23 protein-coding genes are annotated in these 23,151 nt (G+C 62.2%); 7 read left to right on the top strand and 16 right to left on the bottom strand.

Going from position 1 to position 23,151, the window contains the following annotated elements; all coding sequences use genetic code 11:
- Positions 1 to 84 precede the first annotated feature (84 nt).
- The 9 genes from hemH to FHT79_RS22110 form a co-directional block, all read right to left on the bottom strand.
- Entirely contained in the window at positions 85 to 1,119 is a 1,035-nt protein-coding gene (gene hemH / locus FHT79_RS22150; protein ID WP_183904117.1) for a ferrochelatase, read from the bottom strand.
- 125 nt (positions 1,120 to 1,244) lie between these two features.
- Entirely contained in the window at positions 1,245 to 3,170 is a 1,926-nt protein-coding gene (locus FHT79_RS22145; RefSeq protein WP_183904116.1) for a bifunctional UDP-sugar hydrolase/5'-nucleotidase, read from the bottom strand.
- 176 nt (positions 3,171 to 3,346) lie between these two features.
- Positions 3,347 to 3,667 (bottom strand): hypothetical protein, encoded by a 321-nt coding sequence (locus FHT79_RS22140; RefSeq protein WP_028756666.1) that lies wholly within the window; start codon positions 3,665 to 3,667, stop codon positions 3,347 to 3,349.
- A 27-nt stretch (positions 3,668 to 3,694) separates the two neighbouring features.
- Entirely contained in the window at positions 3,695 to 4,063 is a 369-nt protein-coding gene (gene omp10, locus FHT79_RS22135) for an outer membrane lipoprotein Omp10 (protein WP_028756665.1), read from the bottom strand.
- A gap of 171 nt (positions 4,064 to 4,234) precedes the next feature.
- Positions 4,235 to 5,686, bottom strand: a complete 1,452-nt coding sequence (locus FHT79_RS22130; protein WP_028758600.1) for a homospermidine synthase — start codon at positions 5,684 to 5,686, stop codon at positions 4,235 to 4,237.
- 188 nt (positions 5,687 to 5,874) lie between these two features.
- Positions 5,875 to 6,159 carry a YciI family protein gene (locus FHT79_RS22125; RefSeq protein ID WP_183904115.1) on the bottom strand — a complete coding sequence of 95 codons (285 nt, stop codon included), beginning with the start codon at positions 6,157 to 6,159 and terminating at the stop codon, positions 5,875 to 5,877.
- Positions 6,160 to 6,161: 2 nt separating this feature from the next.
- Positions 6,162 to 6,791 (bottom strand): aminotransferase class IV family protein, encoded by a 630-nt coding sequence (locus FHT79_RS22120; protein WP_183904114.1) that lies wholly within the window; start codon positions 6,789 to 6,791, stop codon positions 6,162 to 6,164.
- Entirely contained in the window at positions 6,788 to 7,894 is a 1,107-nt protein-coding gene (locus FHT79_RS22115) for an aminodeoxychorismate synthase component I (RefSeq protein ID WP_210304823.1), read from the bottom strand. The genes FHT79_RS22120 and FHT79_RS22115 overlap by 4 nt, the downstream gene beginning before the upstream one ends.
- Before the next feature lie 295 nt (positions 7,895 to 8,189).
- On the bottom strand, positions 8,190 to 10,043 hold the full coding sequence (locus FHT79_RS22110; protein WP_183904113.1) for a M3 family oligoendopeptidase: 1,854 nt from the start codon (positions 10,041 to 10,043) through the stop codon (positions 8,190 to 8,192).
- Between the two features lie 307 nt (positions 10,044 to 10,350).
- Here FHT79_RS22110 and FHT79_RS22105 point away from each other — a divergent pair, with 307 nt between their 5' ends.
- Both FHT79_RS22105 and FHT79_RS22100 read left to right on the top strand, forming a co-directional pair.
- Positions 10,351 to 11,898 (top strand): sigma-54 dependent transcriptional regulator, encoded by a 1,548-nt coding sequence (locus FHT79_RS22105; RefSeq protein ID WP_028755997.1) that lies wholly within the window; start codon positions 10,351 to 10,353, stop codon positions 11,896 to 11,898.
- A 178-nt stretch (positions 11,899 to 12,076) separates the two neighbouring features.
- The gene (locus FHT79_RS22100) at positions 12,077 to 13,933 is read left to right on the top strand and encodes a DUF882 domain-containing protein (RefSeq protein WP_183904112.1); all 1,857 of its coding nucleotides are present in this window, start codon (positions 12,077 to 12,079) and stop codon (positions 13,931 to 13,933) included.
- Between the two features lie 166 nt (positions 13,934 to 14,099).
- On the opposite strand, the gene FHT79_RS22095 is transcribed toward FHT79_RS22100, so the two are convergent.
- From FHT79_RS22095 to FHT79_RS22085, 3 genes are all read right to left on the bottom strand, one after another.
- Positions 14,100 to 14,363, bottom strand: coding sequence for a DUF2312 domain-containing protein (locus FHT79_RS22095; RefSeq protein ID WP_008533181.1), 264 nt, complete (start codon positions 14,361 to 14,363; stop codon positions 14,100 to 14,102).
- 91 nt (positions 14,364 to 14,454) lie between these two features.
- Positions 14,455 to 14,760, bottom strand: coding sequence for a DUF1244 domain-containing protein (locus FHT79_RS22090; protein WP_028755995.1), 306 nt, complete (start codon positions 14,758 to 14,760; stop codon positions 14,455 to 14,457).
- Positions 14,761 to 14,792: 32 nt separating this feature from the next.
- The gene (locus FHT79_RS22085; RefSeq protein ID WP_183904188.1) at positions 14,793 to 15,581 is read right to left on the bottom strand and encodes an N-formylglutamate amidohydrolase; all 789 of its coding nucleotides are present in this window, start codon (positions 15,579 to 15,581) and stop codon (positions 14,793 to 14,795) included.
- Positions 15,582 to 15,783: 202 nt separating this feature from the next.
- Here FHT79_RS22085 and FHT79_RS22080 point away from each other — a divergent pair, with 202 nt between their 5' ends.
- The 3 genes from FHT79_RS22080 to FHT79_RS22070 all read left to right on the top strand — a co-directional run bounded on the left by FHT79_RS22080 (position 15,784) and on the right by FHT79_RS22070 (position 18,483).
- Positions 15,784 to 16,269 (top strand): DUF1036 domain-containing protein, encoded by a 486-nt coding sequence (locus FHT79_RS22080; RefSeq protein WP_017967841.1) that lies wholly within the window; start codon positions 15,784 to 15,786, stop codon positions 16,267 to 16,269.
- Complete coding sequence (gene pyk / locus FHT79_RS22075; RefSeq protein WP_183904111.1) at positions 16,269 to 17,708, top strand: pyruvate kinase; 1,440 nt, start codon at positions 16,269 to 16,271, stop codon at positions 17,706 to 17,708. The genes FHT79_RS22080 and pyk overlap by 1 nt, the downstream gene beginning before the upstream one ends.
- A 139-nt stretch (positions 17,709 to 17,847) precedes the next feature.
- A complete protein-coding gene (locus FHT79_RS22070) occupies positions 17,848 to 18,483 on the top strand; it encodes a LysE family translocator (RefSeq protein WP_183904110.1) in 636 nt (211 codons plus the stop codon).
- Between the two features lie 2 nt (positions 18,484 to 18,485).
- On the opposite strand, the gene FHT79_RS22065 is transcribed toward FHT79_RS22070, so the two are convergent.
- The 3 genes from FHT79_RS22065 to FHT79_RS22055 are packed head-to-tail and all read right to left on the bottom strand — an operon-like array spanning position 18,486 to position 19,860.
- Entirely contained in the window at positions 18,486 to 19,043 is a 558-nt protein-coding gene (locus FHT79_RS22065; RefSeq protein WP_183904109.1) for a DUF4865 family protein, read from the bottom strand.
- Positions 19,040 to 19,444 carry a cupin domain-containing protein gene (locus tag FHT79_RS22060; RefSeq protein ID WP_183904108.1) on the bottom strand — a complete coding sequence of 135 codons (405 nt, stop codon included), beginning with the start codon at positions 19,442 to 19,444 and terminating at the stop codon, positions 19,040 to 19,042. The genes FHT79_RS22065 and FHT79_RS22060 overlap by 4 nt, the downstream gene beginning before the upstream one ends.
- Positions 19,441 to 19,860 carry a tautomerase family protein gene (locus FHT79_RS22055; protein ID WP_183904107.1) on the bottom strand — a complete coding sequence of 140 codons (420 nt, stop codon included), beginning with the start codon at positions 19,858 to 19,860 and terminating at the stop codon, positions 19,441 to 19,443. Before FHT79_RS22055 ends, FHT79_RS22060 begins: the two co-directional genes overlap by 4 nt.
- A 116-nt stretch (positions 19,861 to 19,976) precedes the next feature.
- On the opposite strand from FHT79_RS22055, the gene FHT79_RS22050 reads away from it, so the two are divergent.
- Both FHT79_RS22050 and FHT79_RS22045 read left to right on the top strand, forming a co-directional pair.
- On the top strand, positions 19,977 to 20,873 hold the full coding sequence (locus tag FHT79_RS22050; RefSeq protein ID WP_047616427.1) for a LysR substrate-binding domain-containing protein: 897 nt from the start codon (positions 19,977 to 19,979) through the stop codon (positions 20,871 to 20,873).
- 230 nt (positions 20,874 to 21,103) lie between these two features.
- Positions 21,104 to 21,910 (top strand): phytanoyl-CoA dioxygenase family protein, encoded by an 807-nt coding sequence (locus tag FHT79_RS22045; protein ID WP_183904106.1) that lies wholly within the window; start codon positions 21,104 to 21,106, stop codon positions 21,908 to 21,910.
- Positions 21,911 to 22,023: 113 nt separating this feature from the next.
- On the opposite strand, the gene FHT79_RS22040 is transcribed toward FHT79_RS22045, so the two are convergent.
- Positions 22,024 to 22,998, bottom strand: a complete 975-nt coding sequence (locus FHT79_RS22040) for a threonine/serine dehydratase (protein ID WP_183904105.1) — start codon at positions 22,996 to 22,998, stop codon at positions 22,024 to 22,026.
- Between the last annotated feature and the right edge of the window lie 153 nt (positions 22,999 to 23,151).

Raw genomic sequence — 23,151 nt, 5'->3', positions numbered from 1 at the left:
CGTGTGAGGTGGAGGTTTCCTCTCGGTTGGGTTATTTGGATCTTCGCCAGCTATCCGTGCGGCGATGCTTTCTGAAAAGATCTCTCAGACCCAGCCCTGCAATTCGCGGCGCACGACCTTTTCCAGCACCTTCATGCCGTCCTCGCCGTCGTTGAGGCAGGGGATATGCGCGAACTTCTCTCCCCCGTTCTCATGGAAAGAATGGGCAGCCTGCTCGGCGATCTCCTCAAGCGTCTCCAGACAGTCGGAGACGAAGCCCGGATTGATGACGGCGATGCGCTTGACGCCGTCCCTGGCGAGCTTCTCCACCGTCTTGTCGGTATAGGGCTGCAGCCATTCCTCCGGCCCGAAGCGGGACTGAAAGGTGACCATGAAGTTTTCCTCGGTCAATCCGAGACGCTCGCGCAGCAGCCGGCCGGTCTTCTGGCATTGGCAGTAATAGGGATCACCCTGCTTGAAATAGGACATGGGGATGCCGTGGAAGGAGGCGAGCAGCATCTCGGGCTTCCAGTCGAGCGTCGAAAGATGTCTTTCGACGGAACTGGCGAGTGCCTCGATATAGGTCTCGTCGTCGTGATAGCCGGGCACAGTGCGCAGCGCCGGCTGCCAGCGCATAGAGAGCAGCTTCTGGAAGGCCTTGTCGTTGACGGTGGCGGTCGTTGCCGCCGCATATTGCGGATAGAGCGGGAAGAGCACGATACGGTCGCATCCCTCTTGCTTCAGCGCGTCGATGCGCGAAGCGATCGACGGCGTACCATAGCGCATCGCCCAGTCGACTTTGACGCTATCAAGATCCTTCAGGCGCTCGGCCATCAGCTCCGACTGGTTGCGGGTGTAGGTGCGGAGATAACTTTCGTTCTTCTCCTTATTCCAGATCAGCTCATAGGCCTTGCCGACCTTCTGCGGGCGGGTGTTGAGCACGATGCCGAACAGGATCGGGTACCACTTCCAGGGCGACCATTCGATGACGCGGCGATCGGTCAGAAATTCCCTGAGATAGCGGCGCATCGACGTGTAATCGGTGCCGTCGGGCGTGCCGAGATTGACCAGCAGGACACCAACCTTGCCTGATTTTACGGCCGGATGGTCCGCCGGGCGGAGTGAAATATCTGCTGTCATTCTGGCCCCAACGCTTTTTTTGTCTCGTCAGCTCATACGCAGCCTGGAGATCGTGGTTCACCCTATAGAAAGAAAAGCCGGCCCGGGAAACCCCGGACCGGCCAGTGGCATCGGGACAAATCGTCTTACTTGGCGGGAACCTCGATCTCCTTGCCAACCGTCAGGTGGCGTGGGTTCGGCTTGCCGTTGGCATCCGACAGCTTCCGCCACAACGTGCCGTCGCCATAGAAGGTTACGGCGAGATCCCAGAATGTGTCGCCGGCGGCAATGACGTGGGTGGACGGCGTCGTTGCGGCAGGTGCGGAGGCTGCCGGCGCCGGTGCGGGTTCCGCTGGTGCCGGAGCGGCAGGTGCCGGTGCAACGGGTGCGGGAGCCGGCTCTGTGGATGGAGCAGGAGCAGCCGGTGCAGCAGGCGCCGGTTCGGAAGCGGAGGGGGCCGGCGCTGCCTGCGCCAGTTCCGCGATGCGGCCATCCGTGTATGGCTTATAGGGCGAATGCGCGGCGACGTATGCCGCGGTCACATCGGCAAGATCCGGGCCGAAATCATAGGCGTTCTGGCCCTCCTTGAAGATCGAATAGCCGTCGCCGCCGGCCCGCATGAAGTTGTTGGTGGCGAGTTTGTAGGTCTTGGCCGGATCGATCGGCGCGAAATTGGCGCCGTCCTTCACCTGAACATCGCTGACACGGCCGCCGGCGGGCTTCGACGGGTCGAAGGAGAATTTCAGGCCGGCGACCTGCGGAAAGCGGCCGGCGCTCTGGTCGATCTGGCTGACGCCGTTTTCGAGCGCCTTGACGACGTCTGCGCCGGTCAATTCAAAAGTGGCGAGCGTGTTCTGGAAAGGCAGGACGGTGATGACCTCGCCCTGGGTGACCTCGCCGCCGTCGATCGACGCGCGCAGGCCGCCACCGTTCTGGACGGCGATGGTGACGCCCTGGTTCTTCGTACGATCGAGCATGGCGTCAGCCACCAGATTGCCCATCGAGCATTCCTTGACGCGGCAGACCTTGCGATCGCCCTCGATCGGGCTTTCGGAGGAGCCGATGACCTTGTTGCGCAGTTCCTCGATCGGCTTTGCCAGTTCGGCGATGCGGGTAATGACAGCCGGATCGGGCGTGAAGGTTGAATCGATCAGGATTGGTTCGCCCTTGGCATCCTTGACGACGCCGTTGTCGTCGAAATTGACGACGAGATCGCCGAGATACTTGCTGTAGGAAGCGGCCTGGACGACCGGCACCTTGTAGCCGCCGGGATTGTCGACCATCGTCGGATAGGGGCCTTCGGCCTTCGGATCGGTGTTGGAGAGCAGGCTATGGGAGTGGCCGCCGACGACGACATCGACGTCCGGAATCTTGGCGATCAGGGCGAGATCGCGGGGATAACCGACATGGGTCAGCGCGATGATCTTGTTGACGCCCTGGCCCTTCAGATCCTGGACGGCTGACGTAATGGCCTGGACGTCATCTGATATCGTGACGTTCGGACCGGGGGAGGACAGCTCGGGGGTATCATTGGTGACGGCGCCGACGATGCCGATCTTCTGGCCGCCGACATCAAGCACCAGCGAGGGCTTGATGCGGTCGCCGAGCTTGGAGGCAGCCGTCGCCTTGACGTTCGCCGTCACGACAGGGAACTGCACCTTGTCGAGGAAGGTCGCAAGCCCGTCCTCGCTGTCGTCGAATTCATGATTGCCGACGGTCATGGCGTCGAACTTCATCAGGTTGAGGAATTCGGCTTCGGCCGCTCCCTTGTAGGTCGTGTAGAACAGCGAGCCCTGGAAATTGTCGCCGGCGTTCAGGAGGACGACGTTCTTGCCGGATAGCGCCTGACGGCGCTGGTCGATCGCGGTCTTCAGGCGGGCAGCACCCCCGAAGCATTCCTTCTTGCCTTCCTCCTCGGCCGAGCAGGTGGAGTCGAATTTGTTGATCGATTCGATGCGCGAATGGAAATCGTTGATATGAAGAATATTAAGTTCGTAATCCGCAAAGGCGGCGCCCGCGCTCAGCGCCAGCATGGACGCGGTCAAAAGACCGAAGCTGAAAGACTTCGTCATCCCTGTTCTCCTGATTGAGGCGAAAGATTCCCCTGATCCCTCGCCGTTCCCTTTCATTGTGCGCCGGGGCGATTGCCCGGCCTTCGGATTGTTCCATCAGACGATGTGCAACCGCAAGAGAAAGCTGGGCCAGGCAGGGCGCTTTCCAAGGGGACAGGGCAAAAAAGCCGGGCTGCTTATCCCTGGCATTCGCCATCGGCGGCGTTTCGGTAGAGTTCGTGTACGGCCTCGGCAATATTCGGAACTGTCGCTAGCGCGATGACCAAACAGAAAAGGGCAAAGAGGCGATGAAAGCGCCGGCCGGTCCGGTAGACCAGGAATGCGCCCGCACCATAAATCAGGATTGCCGGTACGGCGAAGATCAGCACCTGCAGCGGCCCGTCGCAATCGGGAGCGGCGATGCCCTGGGCACGATAGACATTGGCCGGCAAAATAACGGCAAGTGCCGCAAGCGGCATTGCAAGCAGCAGAACGAGGTAAAAGGCGAAGGCCCGCATGGTGTGCCTAGCCTATCGCCTCATCTTTCAGCCGCGGCGGGAAAGCGTGAACTGTGCGCCGGAATCGGAGGTGCAGTTCAACTGGCTCGGATTGACGAGAGCGCAATTGACCTTGGACTGGGTCTTGCGCACCAGCGAGGTCATGTTGATCTCCACCAGGGTCGGCGAAGTGTTGATATAGGTGCCTGAGGCGAGAAGCTGGTTGCTATCGGTAGTGCGGGTGGTGAAAGTGCCGCCCTGGAAGGTGGAAACGATGCCGTTCGGATCGCTCCAATTGCCTTCGACGCCGGTGGCGACGGGTGCGGTTGCAACCGGCAGGCGACGCGGCTCCGATGAAACACAGGCGGCAAGAGCGGCGGCTGCGCCGACAAGAACGAGACCAGTTCTGATTTTCATAAGGCTTCTCCCGGCGAATCGGCGCGGCGGACACCCGCCAAGTTCGGGCAAAACATGGCGCGCGCCCGGCTTGAAGGCAAGCCTTGGAGGGGCAGCGGCCAGCATTTAGACAGCAGGCGTTACAAAAATGCCCGCCTTGCGGCGGGCATTGTCAAAGCCGAGGAACTGATCTCAGCGAACCAGAATGTTCCGGAACTGCCACGGATCCTTGGTGTCGATATCTTCCGGGAAGAGGCCCGGACGGCCGTCGAGGGGTGTCCAGTCGGTGTAATGACCTTCGACCGGGCCGAGATAGGGCATCTGCACTTCGAGGCAGCGCTTGTAGTCGATCTCGTCGGCTTCGACGATGCCGGCTGTCGGGTTTTCCAGCGCCCAGACCATGCCGGCGAGAACGGCTGATGTGACCTGCAGGCCGGTGGCGTTCTGGTAGGGCGCGATGCGGCGGGTTTCTTCCAGCGACAGCCGCGAGCCGTACCAGTAGGCGTTCTTCTCATGACCGTAGAGCAGGACGCCGAGTTCGTCGATGCCGTCCTCCAGCTCGTCCTCGTCGAGAACGTGATGGACCGGCTGCGGGGTGCCGCCATTGCCGAACATCTCATGCAGCGAGAGCACGGCGTCGTTGGCCGGGTGGTAGGCATAGTGGCAGGTCGGGCGGAAGGTCACTTCGCCGTCCTTGTCGCGCACGGTGAAATAGTCGGCGATCGAGATCGACTCATTGTGGGTGACGAGGAAGCCATATTGCGGGCCGGGCGTCGGGCACCAGGTCCGCACGCGGGTGTTGGCGCCCGGTTGCTCCAGGTAGATCGCCGCCTTGTTGCCCTTCTTGTGCTTCTTGGCATTCTTCGGCATCCACTCTTCATGGGTGCCCCAGCCGAGTTCGGCCGGCTGCATGCCTTCGGAGATGAAGCCTTCGACGGACCAGGTGTTCCAGAAGACGTTGAGCGGCTTCGGATGCTTGGTGCGCTGAGTATCACGCTCGGCGATGTGGACGCCCTTGACGCCGAGCTTCTTCATCAGCTTTGCCCAGCCTTCGCGATCGTGCTGGTCCGGCTCGTCGAATTTCAGGCCGGTGTCGTTGGCGAGGTTGACGAGCGCCTGCTTGACGAACCAGGAGACCATGCCCGGATTGGCGCCGCAGGTGGAGACGGCGGTGGCGCCGCCCGGGTTCTTCGCCTTTTCCTTGCGCACGGTTTCGCGCAGCGCATAGTTGGTGCGGTCGGCATTGCTCATACCCTTGTCGAAATAGAAGCCGAGCCAGGGTTCGACGACGGTATCGACGTAGAGCACGTCATGCTTGCGGCAGAGCTTGATGAGGTCGAGCGAGGAGGTGTCGACCGAGAGGTTGACGCAGAAACCCTGGCCTTCGCCTTCCGTCAGCAGCGGCTTCAGCAGTTCCTTGTAATTCTCCTTGGTGACATATTCCTTGATATGGCGAACGCCATGCTTCTTCAGGATCTCCATGTCGGAGGGCTCTTCGCGCGGGTCGATGACGACCATCCGGCTCTTGTCGAATTTGAAATGGCGCTCGATCAGGGGCAGGGTGCCGCGGCCGATGGAGCCAAAGCCGATCATCACGATCGGACCGGTAATTTCGGCATATACCGGATAGTTCTGTTCCGTCATTCTTTTCTCCTGTGGAAGGCGACGAAGGCGTTCAGCCCGAAGAATTATTTGAAATTGCCGCAGAGAGTGCGAGGTGACCGGCTCTAATCACAAAACGACGTCACAATAAAGAGCGTTGACGGGGAAAGGCCAAATATCGGTGGGGCGATGGAGGCCGGCGCGACTATCCACGATCGGTTCGCGTAGATTCAGCGCTTCAGGATTTCCAGCCCTTCGACCACCGTCGTTACGGCAAGCTCGGTGATTTCGTATTCGGCGATCCCGTGGATGGTGAAGGGATCGGCGGCGACATAGGCCTCGATCGCGGCGCGCTCGCCGATCGCCAGGATGACGCCGCCGGTGCGCGGCACCTTGCGGCCGGAGGCGAGGAACCAGCCCTTCGCATAACCCGCCTTCACCCAGGCCATATGCGGCTCCATCTGCCCGTCGGCTTCATCGTTGGACTTGAGATAGGTGAGGGAGAGAATGAACATGGTCAGTGCCTCAGAAGGTTTGCGCGGATCAGGCCACGCAGCGAGTTGCCGATATAAAGCGTGCCGGCATCGAGATCGGCAAGCGTGAGGCGGCCGACGCGGGCCTTGCGCTGGCAGATGAGTTCGGTGCGCAACACGCCGGCGAGCAGGCCGCAGGAGATGGGCGGGGTGCGCAGAATGCCGCTCCCGTCGTCGAGGAAGATCGAGGTGATGGTGCCCTCGCAGACTTCGTCGTGCTCGTTCAACAGGATGACTTCATCGGCCTCATGAGGCCCATATTCGGCGCGGGCTCTCTCGTAGACGGCACGGCGCGTGGTCTTGACCCGCAGCAGCCTGTCGGCGGAATCCAGACGGGTCTCGGCGAGGCGGACGATCCAGGTGGTATCGGGCGCCAGTGGCACGAAAGCGGCGCTCGTCACCTCGATGCGGCCTTGCGCGTCGAAGGTCAGGCGGATGCGCAGCGGACCGGTAGCGCCTGCAACGGCTTGGTCGAGCTTGGCCGCCGCGTCGACCGGTTGCGGGAAGCCGAGGCGACGGGCGGAGCGGGAAAGCCGGGCGAGATGCAGCCGCAGCCGGATGAAGCCCTCGCCCGGCTGCCAGCGCAGCGTCTCGATCAACGAAAAATCGATCATCGTGCAATCCATTGATCGCCGACAGCGAAGCGGGCCTTGAGCAGGCATTCCTCATATTCGGCCTCGGCGGTCGAATCGAAGACGATGCCGCCGCCGACATTGAAGACGGCCCTGCCGCCCTCAAAAAGCGTGATGGTGCGGATGGCGACGGAAAAACGCATGGCGCCGGCGGGCGAGATCATGCCGATTGCGCCGCAATAGGCGTCGCGCGGGGCATCCTCGAGCGCATGGAGAATTTCCATTGCCCGCATCTTCGGCGCGCCGGTGATCGAGCCGCAGGGAAAAAGCGCGGAAAAGATGTCGCGGATCGAAAGATCGGGGCGGAGCCTTGCCTGCACATGGCTCACCATCTGGTGGACGGTCGGATAAGTCTCGATGTCGAAAAGCTTCGGGACGTCGAGCGTGCCGACTTCGGTGATGCGGGAGATATCGTTGCGCAGGAGATCGACGATCATGCGGTTTTCCGCCTGCGTCTTGATATCGCGGCGCATGGCCTCGATGATTTCGGCATCCTCGGCGGCGGTGGCGCCGCGTTTCGCCGTACCCTTCATCGGATGGGTCTCGATCCAGCCCTGTTCGTCGGTGCGGAAGAAAAGCTCGGGCGATCGCGAGAGGATGACCGGACCGCCGAGATCAACCAGCGCGCCGTATTTGACCGGCTGGCGTTCGATCAACGACCAGAAGGCGGCACGGGGATCGCCGTTCCAGCGGGCTTCGACCGGCATGGTAAGGTTCGCCTGATAGGCGTCGCCGAGCCGCAGATGTTGGTGGAGTCGGTCGAAGCGCTCTTTATATATATCGAAATCCCAGGCAGCTTTCGGAGCAGTGAGGAATTCCTCGTTTTCGAGACGCTGTTTGGGCTGGGCAAGCGGATGCGCATCCGGCTGCGGCGCATCGAAGACGCCGAAGCAAAGCAGCGGTGTTTCGCGGTGTTCCCCAGCGAAGGGGGCGAGTTTCTCCTCAAAGAAGTATCCGACCTCGTAGGCCATATAGCCGGCAAGCCATTTGCCCTCGGCCTTGGCCTGCTCCATCCGGGCAAGGCCCGCAAATAACTCGACGCGTGTGCTGGCAACGATGATCTCGGCCGGTTCGGCGAAAAGCATCACCTGCCCGGTCGTGTCGTCGCGGAAGAGGATGTAGGGTTGGTCAGCCACGCGCCGCTTTCAATTTGTTCTGCTCCTCATTGCTCAAAATCCAATGGGAGCGTGAGGCATTTTTCCGCTTCTCCCCACGGGGGAGAAGATGCCCAAAGGGCAGATGAGGGGGCGGAGCGGAGCGACGTCCTGAGCACATGCGAAGGAGAGGTTCAGCCGTGTCGCCCCCCATCCGCCTGCCGGCACCTTCTCCCCGAGGGGAGAAGAGACCCGTTGCTGCCCTTCCGCCTTTGGAGAAGAGATCTCAGCCTCTATCCAACGCTTCCAACTCGTCGATCAGCCCTTCGATCATCGACAGGCCCTGGCTCCAGAACGACGGATCGGTGGCGTCGAGGCCGAAAGGCTTCAGCAATTCCGAGTGATGCTTGGTGCCGCCGGCCCTCAGCAGTTCGAAATACTTCTCCTGGAAGCCTTTCTCGGCCTTCTGGTAGACGGCATAGAGCGAATTCACCAGGCAATCGCCAAAGGCATAGGCGTAGACATAGAAGGGCGAGTGGATGAAGTGGGGGATATAGGCCCAGTAGGTCTCGTAACCCTCCGAAATGTTGATCGCCGGCCCGAGGCTTTCCGACTGGACGGAGAGCCAGAGTTCGCCGATGTCGTCGGCTGTCAGTTCGCCTGATTTGCGGGCGGTGTGGAGCTTGCGCTCGAATTCGTAGAAGGCGATCTGGCGCACGACCGTGTTGATCATGTCCTCGACCTTCTGGGCGAGCATCGCCTTGCGCTCGCGCGTGTCGGTGGTCTTTTGCAGAAGCGCGCGGAAGGTCAGCATCTCGCCGAAGACGGACGCGGTTTCGGCAAGCGTCAGCGGCGTCTGGCACATCAGCGCCCCTTGCGCACCGGCGAGAACCTGGTGCACGCCGTGCCCGAGTTCATGGGCAAGCGTCATTACGTCGCGCGGCTTGCCCATATAATTGACGAGCACATAGGGATGGGCCGAGGGAACCGTCGGATGGGCGAAGGCGCCTGGCGCCTTGCCGGGACGGACCGGGGCGTCGATCCATTGTTCGTCGAAGAAGCGCTTGGCGATGGCAGCCATCTCCGGGGCGAAATTGCTGTAGGCCGAAAGAACCGTGTCCTTTGCCTCCGGCCAGGAGATGATGGCGCTGGAGGTTTCCGGCAGCGGCGCGTTGCGATCCCAGAAATTCATCTGCTCCATGCCGAGCCATTTCGCCTTCATCTTGTAATAGCGATGCGAAAGGCGGGGATAGGCTTCACGGACGGCCGCGGCCAGCGCATCGACGACCTCGCGCTCCACCCGGTTTGCCAGGTGGCGGCTGTCGGCGATGTCTTCGAAGCCGCGCCAGCGATCGGCGATCTCCTTGTCCTTGGCAAGCGTGTTGGTGATCAGCGTGAAAGTGCGGATATTCGCCTTGAAGGTTTCGGCGAGCGCCATAGCCGCTTTGCGGCGGACTTCAGGGTCCTTTTCCTGCAGCCTGTTCAGCGCCACTTCGAGCGGCACTTTCTCGCCATCGATGTCGTAGCGAAGTTCCGCCATGGTTTCGTCGAAGAGGCGGTTGAAGGCGGCGGCCGATGTCATCGACTTCTCGAGGAAGAGCTGTTCCAGCCTGTCGTCGAGCTGGTAGGGCTTGTCCTTCCTGAGATCGAGCAGCCAAGGGCGATAGTGTCCGGCGGCCGGATCGCTCGCAATGCAGGCGTCGACCACCGCGTCGTCGATGCGGTTCAACTCCAGCGCGAAAAACAGGAGGTGGCCGGAAAATTCGGTGATCTTGGCCTGCACGTCGCCGTAGAGCTTGCCGTTTGCCGGGTTGGTGGTGTCGGAGAAATAGGTGAGGCCGGCAAAGGAGCCGAGGCGGCCGATGATATCGTCAAGCGCCTCATAGTCCTTCAGCGCCGCGCCGATGCCCTCGGCACCGGTCTTCGTCGCGGCCTCAGCGAGTTTGCCCTTCCATTTTTCTTCAAAGGCGATTGCCGCCTTGCCGGCCTTTTCCATGTCGGCGACGAAAGCGGTGGAGGTGGCGGAAGGGTAGAGATCCTGCAGCTTCCAGACCGGCAGATCGCCAAGCGCCGGATCGGCGGCCCCAGCTGGCGCTGCTGCCGACAATAGAAGGCTGGCGTGCGGGAGCTTGATTTTCATGGGTGCAATTCCTCTCCACTTTCATAACAGGTCTGATTGTCTAGCGCATCGGCCCGAAAATCGGAATCGATTTTCGGAAAGCACGATGCGCAGGTTCAAAGTGTTACAGCGCTGCGCGTCTGAAAAGACGCGCAGCGCTTTAAGCGTGAGAAGCCCCCGCATCAAGGGACTTTCGGCGCATGAAAGGCGTCGCTTCGGCACGAAAATGACCCGTTCCAATCGTTAAAATGCAATTGTTTCTCAAAACTGGATGTTCAAGCCTTTCTGTCAGAGTGCGCTTTATGGTTTCGCATGAAGTGAGGCGACAATGACCGGTTACAATGAGCTCAAGGGAGCAGGGCAAATCCTCGTGGTCGAGGACGACCCGGTGCAGCGCCGCCTGCTCAAGAACGCAATCGAGCGTCACGGCCATGTCGTGCACCAAGCGGAGAACGGCCGCATCGGCCTGGAAATGGTCAAACGCGATGGCGGCCTTTTCAACGTCATCGTGCTCGACCTGATGATGCCGGAGATGACCGGCCTCGAATTCCTCGACGCGCTTCACGAGTTCGGCACACAGATCCCGGTCATCGTGCAGACAGGGCAGGGCGGCATCGAAACGGTGGTGCAGGCGATGCGCGCCGGCGCCTTCGATTTCGTCGTCAAGCCGGTCTCGCCCGAACGCATCGCCACGTCGATCTCGAACGCGATGAAACTCGACCAGCGCGAGGTGAAGGCGCGGGCCGGACGCCGGTCGCGCTCAGGCTCGGTCGGCTTCGACGACATCGTATCGGCAAGCCCGGCGATGATCCGCGTCATCGATCTCGCCCAGCGGGCGGCCCAATCCAACATTCCCGTCGTGCTCGAAGGCGAATCCGGCGTCGGCAAGGAACTGGTGGCGCGCGCCATCCAGTCCGGCGGCGACCGCTCGAACAAGCCCTTCGTCACCGTCAATTGCGGGGCGATCCCGCATAATCTCGTCGAGAGCATTCTCTTCGGTCACGAGAAGGGCGCGTTTACCGGCGCGACCGAACGCCATATCGGCAAATTCATGGAAGCCGACGGCGGCACCATTTTCCTCGACGAGATCGGCGACCTGCCGCTCGAAGTCCAGGTGAAGCTCCTGCGCGCCGTGCAGCAGGGCGAAATCGAGACCGTCGGTGCGCGCACCGCGCATAAGGTCAATGTCCGACTTATCTCGGCGACCAACAAGGATCTGATCGAGGAGGTCAAGAACGGCCATTTCCGCGAGGATCTCTACTATCGCCTCAATGTCTTCCCGATCACCATTCCGGCGCTGCGCAAACGCAAGGAAGATATTCCCAATCTGGTGCGCGTCTTTGCCGATCGCTTCTCCAGCGAACAGAAGAGCGGCCGCCGTATGACGGTGAACTCAGGCGCGCTGGCGTTGCTGACCGCCTATGACTGGCCGGGCAATATCCGCCAGCTCGAAAACGCGATCTTCCGCGCGGTCGTTCTGGCCGAAGGGCCGGAGCTGACCGAAGCGGACTTCCCGCAGATCGCTGCCCAGCTTCCGGAATACGAGGTGGTGGATCACCTGGCGCTGGTTGCCGACAATACCGGCCTCGATCCCGACGATAGCTATGGTGAGGAGTTCCGGGCGTCGATATCGGGGGAGGTGCACCACCACCGCCTGTCCGAAGCCTCGGAAAACGCGATCGCCAGCGTCAATCCCGCCGGAGATGTGCGCAAGCTTGCCGATGTCGAGGAAGAACTCATCCGATTCGCACTCAAATTCTATCGCGGGCAGATGAGTCAAGTGGCACGGAAGCTCGGCATTGGCCGATCCACACTTTATCGCAAGCTCAAGGATTACGGTATCGATCCCGATAATCCCCAGAAAGATGCGGCTTAAGCGCTTTTTGTTAAGACTAAGGCAACCACGATTTGTTACCGGTCATAAACCACTTGTTAGTGGCTCGTTCACTATGTAAAGAAAAGGTTGATCATGTGTGGCATTTTTGCCATCGTGTGACCGCATTTGACAGTCATCTGAGACAGTACGGGACATTGTCTGTCTGACGGGGATCGAGTTGCCGAATCTGAATGGGAATTCTAAGCCTTCGCGCTTGAGCTGGCGTTCGTTGGGCGCCAACATTTGCGGAAAGGCAATAAGGACGGTAGCGGCCGCCCTTCTTGCGCTTGCGGTTTCCTCACCGGTATTCGTTGGTACACCTTCGCAGGCAGCGGGCGACACCCGCAGCCTGAAGCTCTATTTCATTCATACCGGCGAAAAAGCCGTCATCACCTACAAACGCAACGGCAAGTTCGACCCCAAGGGTCTGGAGCAGTTGAACCGCTTCCTGCGCGACTGGCGCAAGAACCAGCCGACGAAGATGGACCCGCGCCTGTTCGACCTGATCTGGGAAGTTTATCGCCAGAGCGGTTCGAGGGACTATATCAACGTCGTCTGCGGTTTCCGTTCGCCGGGAACCAATGAGATGTTGCGCGGCCGCTCGCGCAATTCCGGGGTCGCCGAAAAGAGCCAGCATATGCTCGGCAAGGCGATGGACTTCTTCATTCCCGACGTCAAGCTGGCGTCGCTGCGCGCCATCGGCATGAAGATGCAGGTCGGCGGCGTCGGTTTCTATCCGAAATCGGGCTCGCCCTTCGTGCACATGGATGTCGGTGGTGTTCGCGCCTGGCCGCGCATGAGCCGCGACGAGCTGGTTCGGCTCTTCCCCAACGGCAACACCATTCATATTCCGGCTGACGGCAAGCCGCTGCCGGGCTACCAGCAGGCGATGGCCGACTATAAGCGCCGCGCCAGCGGCACGCAGATAGAGATCGCCAGCGCTTCCGAATCGGCGCCGAAACATAAGACGCTGTTTGAAGCGCTCTTTGGCGGCGGAGCGGACGAGCAGGAAGACGAGTCGGATGATTCGACGCCTGTAGCCGTCGCCAAGGCGACGCCGCCGAAGGCGGAGCCCGCCCCGGCTGAGCCCGCTCCGGTCGAGCCGCCGCAGGCCGAAGTCGCAGATCTGAACGCGCCTGTGCCGCAGGTTCGCCCGGCATTCAGCGGTCAGCCGGCCGGCAGCGAAGTGGCGAGCGCGCTCGTCGCACCGCCGTCGGGTAATGCCGCACAGCAGGCTCTTGCGGCGGCTCTTCCGACCGACCAGGCCCAGCCGCAGCAATTCGCCGATCTCAGCGCCTACAGCATTCCGGTTCCCTCGCTTCTCGGCCCGCGCCGCGCGCCCGGCGACGCCGAGGTCGCATCCGTCGATCCTAGCGTGCTGACGGGTGCGAACGGATTGCCGGTTCCGACGCCGATCGAACGCCCCTCCGTTGCCGAGAACCTGCTTGCCGCGGCCGATGCCGATCCGGAAGCCGATGCCGACGAAGCCGATCAGGACGCGCTCTCTCCTGCCGTCGCCGACGCGCTCGAGCAGCAGCGGAACGAGGGTGAAAGCGAGATCGCGTCGAAGGGGCCGGACACGGTGGAGCAGGCGATCAACGCCGCGATGACGCAAAAGCCGGCTGCAAAGCCGCCGCTCGAGCTCGCAGCCTTGGCGCCGATGACCAAGTCGGCAAGCTTCGGTGATGGTTTCGACGAACCGGCCGCCGACAGCGCCGTGGCACAGGGCCTTCCCACCAAGGGTGGTCGCCCGACGCAGAAGGAAGCCGCAGCAGCGGATGCCAGCCGCACGACGGTGCGCACCGAGCCGAAGCTGACGGAAAAGATGATTTCGCAGTGGGCGCTTACCAATGCCCGGCTCGAAATGGCCTCCAAGCAGGTCAAGGCGCCGCGTTTCGTCAGCCAGACGATGCGCGCCCAGCCGACCGCCGTCTACGCCGAGGGCTTCAATATCAAGACCGCCTCGGTCGACCCGGCCCGCTTCAGCGGCACGGCTGTGAACTTCATGGAAGTGCGCAAGTTCAACACGAACTGAGCCGGCCAATCACGGAAATATCGAAAAACCGCCGGAGCGATCCGGCGGTTTTTCTTTTGGCTGCTTCGATCGGGCAAGATGGCCGTTTGGCCAAGCGGATTCTACGCAAAGGAAAAGCCGCCGGGCGAAGGCCCGGCGGCTTGGTCGACATCAATATGCCGGCGGATCAGCCTTCCGGCGGCGCCTCGATCATCCCGAGCGCGTGCAGATAGGTGTCGAGGATTGCTTCCTCTTCCATGCGCTCCTGCTCGTCCTTCTTGCGCAGCGCCACGACCTTCTTCAGGATCTTGGTGTCGAAGCCCATTCCCTTGGCTTCGCCATAGACGTCCTTGATATCGTCGGCGATGGTCTTCTTTTCTTCTTCCAGCCGTTCAATGCGCTCGATGAAAGCGCGAAGCTGATCGCGGGCGACGCCATGAGCATCAGACATCGTGTTCTCCTGATTTTCCGGTGATCAATTTTGGATGCACGTGACTGCCGCGAAGCGGCGTCACGGTCAAGCCTGTTCGGGGCAAGCCGGGCTATTTGTGTGGGTTGTTCAGTTCAAAAGCAGCCTTTTGCACAGGCGAGGCCTCGTTCTGGTGAAGATTCTTCCAGTCCTCATAGGGCATGCCATAGACCATCTCGCGCGATTCGTCCCTGGTAACGGCGACACCTTCGGCCTCGGCGGCTTCGCGATACCAGTTCGACAGGCAGTTGCGGCAGAAGCCGGCCAGATTCATCAGATCGATGTTCTGAACGTCGCTGCGTTCACGAAGATGTGCGACGAGGCGGCGGAAGGCGGCCGCCTCGAATTCGGTCTGCTGTTCCTTGCTGAGCGTGGTCATTTCGCTCTCCTTCGTTCAATAGGGGCCGGCTTTCAATAGGGACCGGTGCGTGAGAGGTGGACGTCGTATTCGTGCAAGGCGGGATCGGCATTCATCGCCGCAAAGATCGGCGCCAGGCGTCCGGCCCATGCCGATATGCCGGCGTCGTCTCCCATCAGATCCTGGCGCACCTCGAGCAGCGCGTGCGGAATGCCCGTAATCATGCAGTGGCGGTACATGGTATCGCCCTTCAGCGCCCCGTCATAGGGTTCGTTATCACCGACCACGAGATCGGGATCGGCGCGCAGCATGTCAAGCAACGGGCCGACGGCGCGATGATCGCTGTCCCAGAGTACGGCGGCGTGCCAGGGGCGGGGAGTACCTTTCCAGGCCGGGGTGAAGGAGTGCAGCGACAGCACCAGCGGCGCTCGGCCGGTGGCATTCGCCACGCTGTCGATCGTTGCGGCCACGGCATCGTGATAGGGGCGATGGAAGGTTTCGATGCGGTGGTCCGACTCTTCCTGGGTGATCGGATGGTTGCCGGATATGACGGCGCCGTCTGATATTTTCATGATCAGCGTCGGATCGTCCTCGCCGCGGTTCGGGTCGATCAGCAGGCGCGAGAAGCCGCCGAGCACGGCGGGCACGCCGAGTCTTGCCGAAAGCTGCCGCGTCAGGCCCTCGATGCCGATGTCATAGGCGATGTGGCGGGCAAAAGCCGCGTCGGGCAGTCCGAGCCGGCCATATCGCGCGGGGAGGCGGTTCATCGCGTGATCTGCGAGGATCACCATGCCTTTGTCATGTTTGCCGGATAGGATTTCGAAGGATTGGAAGTCGTCCATCAGGGAATTGCCGTTCGTCATTGCGCCGTCGGGCGCAGTGATCGCATGCACCTGCGGCGGGTTCAAGCGCGGCAGGTGGGGAGAGGTCGAGCCGCACCCTCGACAGGCGGTATATGAAAGGAAATATAATCGATTAGCATTGCGTTGACTTTCGCTTGACGGCGGCGCAAGAAGACACGGATACGAATAACCGTGGAGCTATTTGGGAGCCGTGTTGATCCAAGCCGCGCCAAGTTTCCTCACGCGGTCCGGGCCGCTGGTCCGTCTCGCTCTGTTCGCTCTTGCAGCTGCCATGCCGTTTTTTATCGCAGATGCCGCACGCGCCGATTTTCGCGTCTGCAACGGAACACAGAATCTCGTCGGCGTCGCCATCGGATACCGGGCCAAGGATGGCTGGGTGACGGAGGGCTGGTGGCAGGTGCCGGCAACGACCTGCGCTACGTTGATCGAGGGAGAATTGCAGTCGCGCTATTATTACCTCTACGCAGAGGACGCCGCCCGGGGGGGACGATGGACGGGTGACGTGCAGATGTGCGTGGCGGAAAACGAATTCAAGATCACGGGTGTGCAGGATTGTTATGCCCGCGGTTACCAGAAAATGGGATTCAAGGAATATGATACGGGCCGCCAGGGTAGCTGGATGGTTCAGCTCTCCGACACCCCAGGGACGCAAGAAAGCCAGAATTGATGAAGCGCAATCGCAAAATTAAAATCCTCGCCACCCTCGGGCCAGCCTCCTCCGAGGAATCGATGATCGAGAAGCTGCACCAGGCCGGTGCGGATGTCTTCCGCATCAATATGAGCCATGCGAGCCACGACCTGATGCGTATGCTCATCCAGCGCATCCGCTCGGTCGAGGCGCGCTCCGGCCGGCCGATCGGCATTCTCGCCGACCTGCAGGGGCCGAAACTGCGCGTCGGCAAGTTCGTCGACAGCAAGGTGGACCTGAAGCCCGGCCAGACCTTCACGCTCGACAACAACGAAGCGCTTGGCGATCAGAACCGCGTCTATCTGCCGCATCCGGAGATCCTGGAATCGGTGCAGCCCGGCCACCGCCTGCTGATCGACGACGGCAAGCTCGCCCTGCGCGCAGAAAAATGCGACGGCAAGAGCATCGTCACGACAGTTATTTCAGGCACGCGCATATCCGACCGCAAGGGCGTCAGCCTTCCCGACACTCTGCTCGGTGTCGGCGCATTGACGGATAAGGACCGCGCCGACCTCGACGCCGTGCTCGCCACCGACGATGTCGACTGGGTGGCGCTGTCCTTCGTCCAGCGTCCGGACGACCTTGCCGAAGTGCGCAAGATCGCCCGCGGCCGTGTCGGCCTGATGTCGAAGATCGAGAAGCCGCAAGCTCTCGAACGCATCGAGGAAATCATCGAGCTTTCCGACGCGTTGATGGTCGCCCGCGGCGATCTCGGCGTCGAAATGCCGCTCGAATCGGTTCCCGGCATCCAGAAGCAGTTGATCCGCGCCTGCCGCCGTTCGGGCAAGCCGGTGGTCGTCGCCACCCAGATGCTGGAATCGATGATCTCGGCGCCGGTGCCGACGCGCGCTGAAGTTTCCGACGTCGCGACCGCCGTCTTCGAAGGTGCGGATGCCGTCATGCTTTCGGCCGAATCGGCCTCGGGCGACTACCCCGTCGAAGCCGTTTCGACGATGGCGTCGATTGCCACCGCCATCGAGCGCGAGCCGCATTATCCCGGCATCATCTATGCTCAGCGAGCCCAGCCGGAAGCGACCGGCGCCGACGCGATCTCGCTTGCCGCCCGCCAAATCGCCGAGACGCTGAAACTGTCGGCAATCGTCTGCTACACCTCGTCGGGCACGACAGGCCTTCGCGCTTCGCGCGAGCGTCCGCAGGTGCCGATCCTGGCGCTGTCGCCGATCATCAAGACGGCGCGCCGCCTCGCCATCGTCTGGGGCCTGCATTGCGTCGTCACCCATGATGCGACCGATCTTGACGACATGGTCAATCGTGCCTGCCGCATCGTCGCCGACGAAGGTTTCGGCAAGCCGGGCGATCGCATCATCATCTCGGCCGGCGTGCCGCTCGGCACGCCCGGCGCCACCAATATGATCCGCATTGCCTATATCGGCTCCGACGGCCAGAGCGGCGTCTGATCCGATCGTGTCCCTTCGAAAGCCCGCTGCCTCAAGAGGCGGCGGGCTTTTTCGTTTAAGGGCCGGCATTGCCAAGGTTGGCGACACGTGCAAATTTCGAACCTAGCGCTGGAATTGCTCCAGGTTCGGAGGGATCATCATGGATATCGTCACGCTTCTGGCTTTTGCAGCTGTTTCCTTCGTCGGCATCGCGACGCCGGGGCCGACGGTGCTGCTGGCATTGACCAACGGTTCGAGGCACGGCCTGCGCCGGGCAATTGCCGGCATGGTCGGCGCAGTGCTGTCCGATTTCGTGCTGATCGGCGCCGTCGCGATCGGGCTCGGCGCACTGCTGGCGGCATCGGAATTCTGGTTCTCGATGCTGAAATGGGCGGGTGCTGCCTATCTCGCTTTTCTCGGCATCATGCTGCTGCGCTCGAAGGGCACGATCGACGCGGCGTTGAAGTCCGGGGCGCCTGCGGGTGCGATATCGCCCTTCTCGATCGGATTGAAAAGCTTCATGGTCGCGGCGACCAATCCGAAGGGCTATCTGTTCTTCTCGGCCTTCCTGCCGCAGTTCATCGATCCGGCCCTGCCGCAGGCGACGCAATATGTGCTGCTTGCGCTGGTCTTTGCCGCGCTCGATTTCCTCATCATGTTCGGCTACGCCTTCTTCGGCTCACAAGCGGTGCGTTTCCTGAAAACCTCAGGCGCCATGTGGCTGGAGCGAGCCTGCGGTGGTGCGTTGCTGGCGCTTGCCGGTTCGCTGGCCTTCTATCGTCGGGCAACTGTCTGAGTTCAAGATCGGGCCAGGGATAGATGGCCGACGCGATAGGCCTGCGTGTGCTCGCCGATCTCGGGAATCTCTCGCCAGAGCCTGAAGCGCACCCGCGTCCAACTCGTCGGTTCGAAGCCGGAGACCGAGGCGAGCGCGCCGGCTGTCGCAACGTCGGCCGCAGCCCCTGCGCTTTTGGCGCGGCGGATATCGGCGAGCAGCGCGTAAGGCTCCATCCGCAGGATATCGCGTGTGGCGAACCTGGCTGAGGCGATATCGGACGAGATTTCTGCCTGCCAGACGATCCAGGTCCTCACCTGCGGCCAGCCGAAGGCGCTGGTGAGAGCCTCGAACCCGGGGCCGCAGAGGAAGTCGCTTGCTCCCTCCGGCTTCTGCCAGAGATAGAAGGGCGCGTAGAGATTGTCGCGGCTGCCGAACTCCCCCTTGCGAGCGCTGAGATAGGCTTTGAAACCGAGATTGGGAAAGCCGTCGAGCAGCGGACCCTTGTCGCGGATGCGGCGATCGATGATCGACATGTCGTAATCGGCGGGCAGGGTGAAGCCGTATTGCATGGCGATCATGACCATTTCTCCACCGGTTGCAGCCATTCGACGACGCTGCCGTTTTCCATGGGCTGGACGCTGATATAGCTGAAGGGGCTGTCATCGGCGGCGCCATGCCAGTGACGCTCGCCGGGCGCAAACCAGACGGCATCGCCGGCACGCAATGCTTCGATCGGGCCGCCGTCGTTCTGCGCCAACCCATGACCTGAGAGCACATAGAGCAACTGACCCCTGGGATGGGTGTGCCAACGGGTGATGGTGCCGGGATCGAGTGTCGCCCGCATCGCGGTGTTCTCGCCATCGGCGCTGCCTTCGAGCAGCATCTCGACCCAGAAGGGCGCCGTCGCGACGCCCTCTGGCGAGCGGACCGCCTTGCCGGAGCGTCTAACAGTCATGATCTTCGGGTTCGAATCGCTCATTGCCGGCCTCCGACCGCACGCAGCCGCCAGTCGGGGTCGGTCATCTGGGCGATGCCGTCGCCGAAGGACCAGTCTTCCGGGGCGCTGGTGCTGAAGACGATCATCACATCCTCGGGCCGAAGGCCCGGCGATTGCGCCAGGAGTTCGGCGAGCCGCCGATAGAGCGCCGCCTTCATCTCGGCCGTGCGAGGCCTGCCGATCGTGATGGAGATATAGACGAAATCGGCGGAGCGCGGGCCGGAGAGGTAGGTGCGGTCGAAGATCAGCTCGTTCTCGTCATGCTGGTGTATAGTCTGGAAACGGTCGTTTTCGGGCACGTCGAAGGTCTCGACCAGTGCACGCTGGATGCTGTCGGCTAGCGCCGTGAGATAGTCCGGCGACTTGCCTTTGCGAAGAGAAATGCGAACGAAGGGCATCGGGATCTCCATGGTTAGGGCCGTCTGTCGGCCTTGACAGCAGACCATCGCACGGCACGATGATACTGAAAATCAGAATTTTATGGATTAATGATCCTGAAAAATAGGATTATAAGATGCGGCGGACGACCTTCGATCTCGATGTGCTTCGAACCTTTTCGACCGGCATGGAGCTCGGTAATTTCGCCAAGGCGGCCGAGCGGCTCGGGCGGTCGACCTCGGCAGTGAGCGCGCAGCTGAAGAAGCTGGAGGAACAGGCGGGCACGCCGATCTTCCGCAAGGCCGGGCGCGGGCTGGCGCTGACCGATGCCGGCGAGACGATGCTCGGCTATGCCAGGCGGCTGCTGGAACTCAACGACGAGGCGGCTGCGGCTGTTCACAGCGTCGAGCTGGAGGGCTGGGTGCGGCTCGGCCTGCAGGAGGACTTCGGCGAAAGCCTGTTGCCGGAGGTGCTCGGCCGCTTCGCGCGTGCCCATCCGAAGGTTCGCATCGAAGCGCGGGTGGTGCGCAATGCCGAGCTGCTCGAGCGTGTCACATCAGGCAAGCTTGATCTGGCGCTTGCCTGGAGCGATGGCACGCTGACCGCCCATTGCGAGCGGATCGGCGAGGTGCCGATGCGCTGGATCGGACCTGCCGAGGGGCCGCCGGGCTGGCAGGCCGCAAGTGGTGAGCCGATGCCGCTTGCCTCGCTGGAGGCGCCGTGCCTGTTGCGGAGCGCAGCAACCAGGGCGCTTGATGCGGCGGGCATTTCCTGGCGGCTCGCTTTCGTCAGCCCCAGCCTGGGCGGTCTCTGGGCCGCGACGGCGGCAGGCCTCGGTCTCACCATCCGCACGCCGATCGGTCTGCCGGCGAAGGTGCGGCCGCTGGCGCCCGAGACGGTCGGCCTGCCCGATTTGCCGAAGCTCGGTCTGATCCTGCACCGGGCGGAAGCCGAGCCGCAGCCGGCGGCGGCACGCCTTGCCGAGCTCGTACTGCAGTCGGTGCATGGTGCGTTGCGCGAGGTGCTGGCCTGACATCTCCGCATTGACCCTTCGAGCGCGAGCCTGTAGCTTCGCACCGCTATGAAGACGATCACCCTCAATATCGCGACAATCTTCTTCTTGAGCCTCTAAAGGCTCTGCCTTCGGGCATCAGAAGATGCGGCTACTGACCAGCCTTCGCGGCTGGCTCGTTGCCGTTGTTGTAACCACCCTGCGTCTGGCCAAGGAAAGAGCCGGCAGGTTTGGCGATAGAGAGAGCTTTAATGACATCAGCTGTTTACCCGCCGGCGCTGAGCGCTGCGCAGATCGAGCAATTCATTGAAGACGGCTTCATCAGGATCGACGACGCTTTTCCCCGCGCATTGGCCGAGGAAGCTCGTGCCATCGTGTGGCGCGATATTCCCTTCGATGCCGATGATCCAAGCACGTGGACGCAGCCCGTCGTGCGGCTTGCCGGTTATGGCGGCGGACCGTTCGAGAAAGCCGTCAATACGCCGGTATTGCATCTGGCCTTCGACCAGCTCGTCGGCAAGGGACGCTGGCAACCACGCGATGGGCTTGGCAGCTTCCCGGTCCGCTTTCCCCATCCCGATGATCCCGGCGATGCGGGCTGGCATGTCGACCTCAGCTTCCCCGGCGAGGATGGCGATCCGAACGAACAAAGGGACTTTTCGGCATGGCGGGTGAACATCACCTCGCGCGGGCGGGCGTTGCTGATGCTCTTCCTGTTTTCGGATGTCGGGGAGGAGGATGCGCCGACCCGTATCCGCGTCGGTTCGCACAAGGATATCGCCCGCCTTCTGGCGCCGGTGGGCGAAGCGGGGATGGCACATCTTTGGCTGGAGCATGTCGGCGAAGAACGACCGCTGGCCTTGGCGACAGGGCCGGCGGGCACTGTTTATCTCTGCCATCCGTTCCTGATCCATGCAGCGCAGATGCATCGCGGCGGGGAGCCGCGTTTCATGGCGCAGCCCGGCCTTGCGCCTTGCGAACCGCTTCGCCTCGAACGGCAGGACGGCGCTTATTCGCCGGTCGAAATCGCAATCCGCCGGGCGCTTCGGGAGCATTAGCAGAGACGGGATGCATCCGGCCGCGCAGGCCGGATGCATGACATCTGCAGTTCCTGCGGGGCGGCGGCTCTGTTCCATCTTCAGGCGGGTGGCTTCCGGTCCCCGCGTGCTATCTAGCCGAAGCGTTCGAGCGCCATGGCGAAGATATCAGCGTCGACGTTGCCGCCTGAGGTGACGGCGACGACCGTGTCGCTTTCCAGCGCCTCGCCATGGAAGAGAGCGGCCGCCAGCGCCACGGCGCCGCCGGGCTCGACGACGATCTTCAGCCGTGTGAAGGCGAGCGCCATGGCGCGCAGCGCTTCCTCGTCGGTGACGACGATGCCGGCGCCGGCGAGACGCTTGAGGATCGGGAAGGTGATGTTGCCGGGCTGCGGCGTGACGATCGCATCGCAGATCGAGCCTGATACCGAGGCGTTGCGTTCGATCCTGCCGGAGGCGAGCGAGCGGGTGGTGTCGTCGAAATCCTTCGGCTCGCAAGGGCGGACGTGGAAGCCGGGGGCACTGGCTTCCAGGGCGAGCGCTATGCCGGAGGTCAATCCGCCGCCGCCGCAGGGAACGAGAACTTCGGCTGATGTCACGCCTTCCTCGTCGGCCTGTTCGGAGATTTCGAGACCGGTCGTGCCCTGGCCGGCAATGACAAGCGGTTCGTCGAAGGGTTTGATCAGCGTCAGGCCGCGCTCGGCCGAAAGTTTCGCGCCGATCTCGTCTCGGTCCTCGTTGACGCGGTCGTAGAGGACGACTTCGGCGCCGAAGGCGCGGGTGTTGGCGATCTTCAGCTTCGGCGCATCGCTCGGCATGATGATGACGGAGGGGACGTTGTGCAGCTTGGCCGCAAGCGCAACACCCTGGGCGTGGTTGCCGGAGGAGAAGGCGATGACGCCCTTCGAGCGCACCGCCGGATCGAGCCCGGAGACCGCCGACCAGCCGCCGCGAAACTTGAACGAACCGGTATGCTGCAGGCATTCCGCCTTCACGAATAGACGCCGGCCGGCGATCTCGTTGAGGAAGGGGGAAGAGAGAAGCGGCGTGCGTCTGATATGACCGCGCAGGCGGGCGCGGGCTGCGACAATCATTTCAATGCTGGCCATGCGGGAATCTTTCTGCTTGCGGGTTCGCTCATGCATAGGGCGCGGCCAGCCAATTGTGAACGGCGACTTTGTCACGGTGACATGAATATGGCGATGCTGCCTTTGCGGCTCTTGGAGCCGCATCGTGCCTGGTCGATCAGGCGATCCGCCGTC

Origin of the sequence: Rhizobium sp. BK212 (assembly GCF_014197475.1) — a bacterium.
Lineage (GTDB): Bacteria > Pseudomonadota > Alphaproteobacteria > Rhizobiales > Rhizobiaceae > Rhizobium > Rhizobium anhuiense.
The sequence above is the reverse complement of the archived record's forward strand: the minus strand, read 5'-3'. Positions and strand labels throughout refer to the sequence as shown.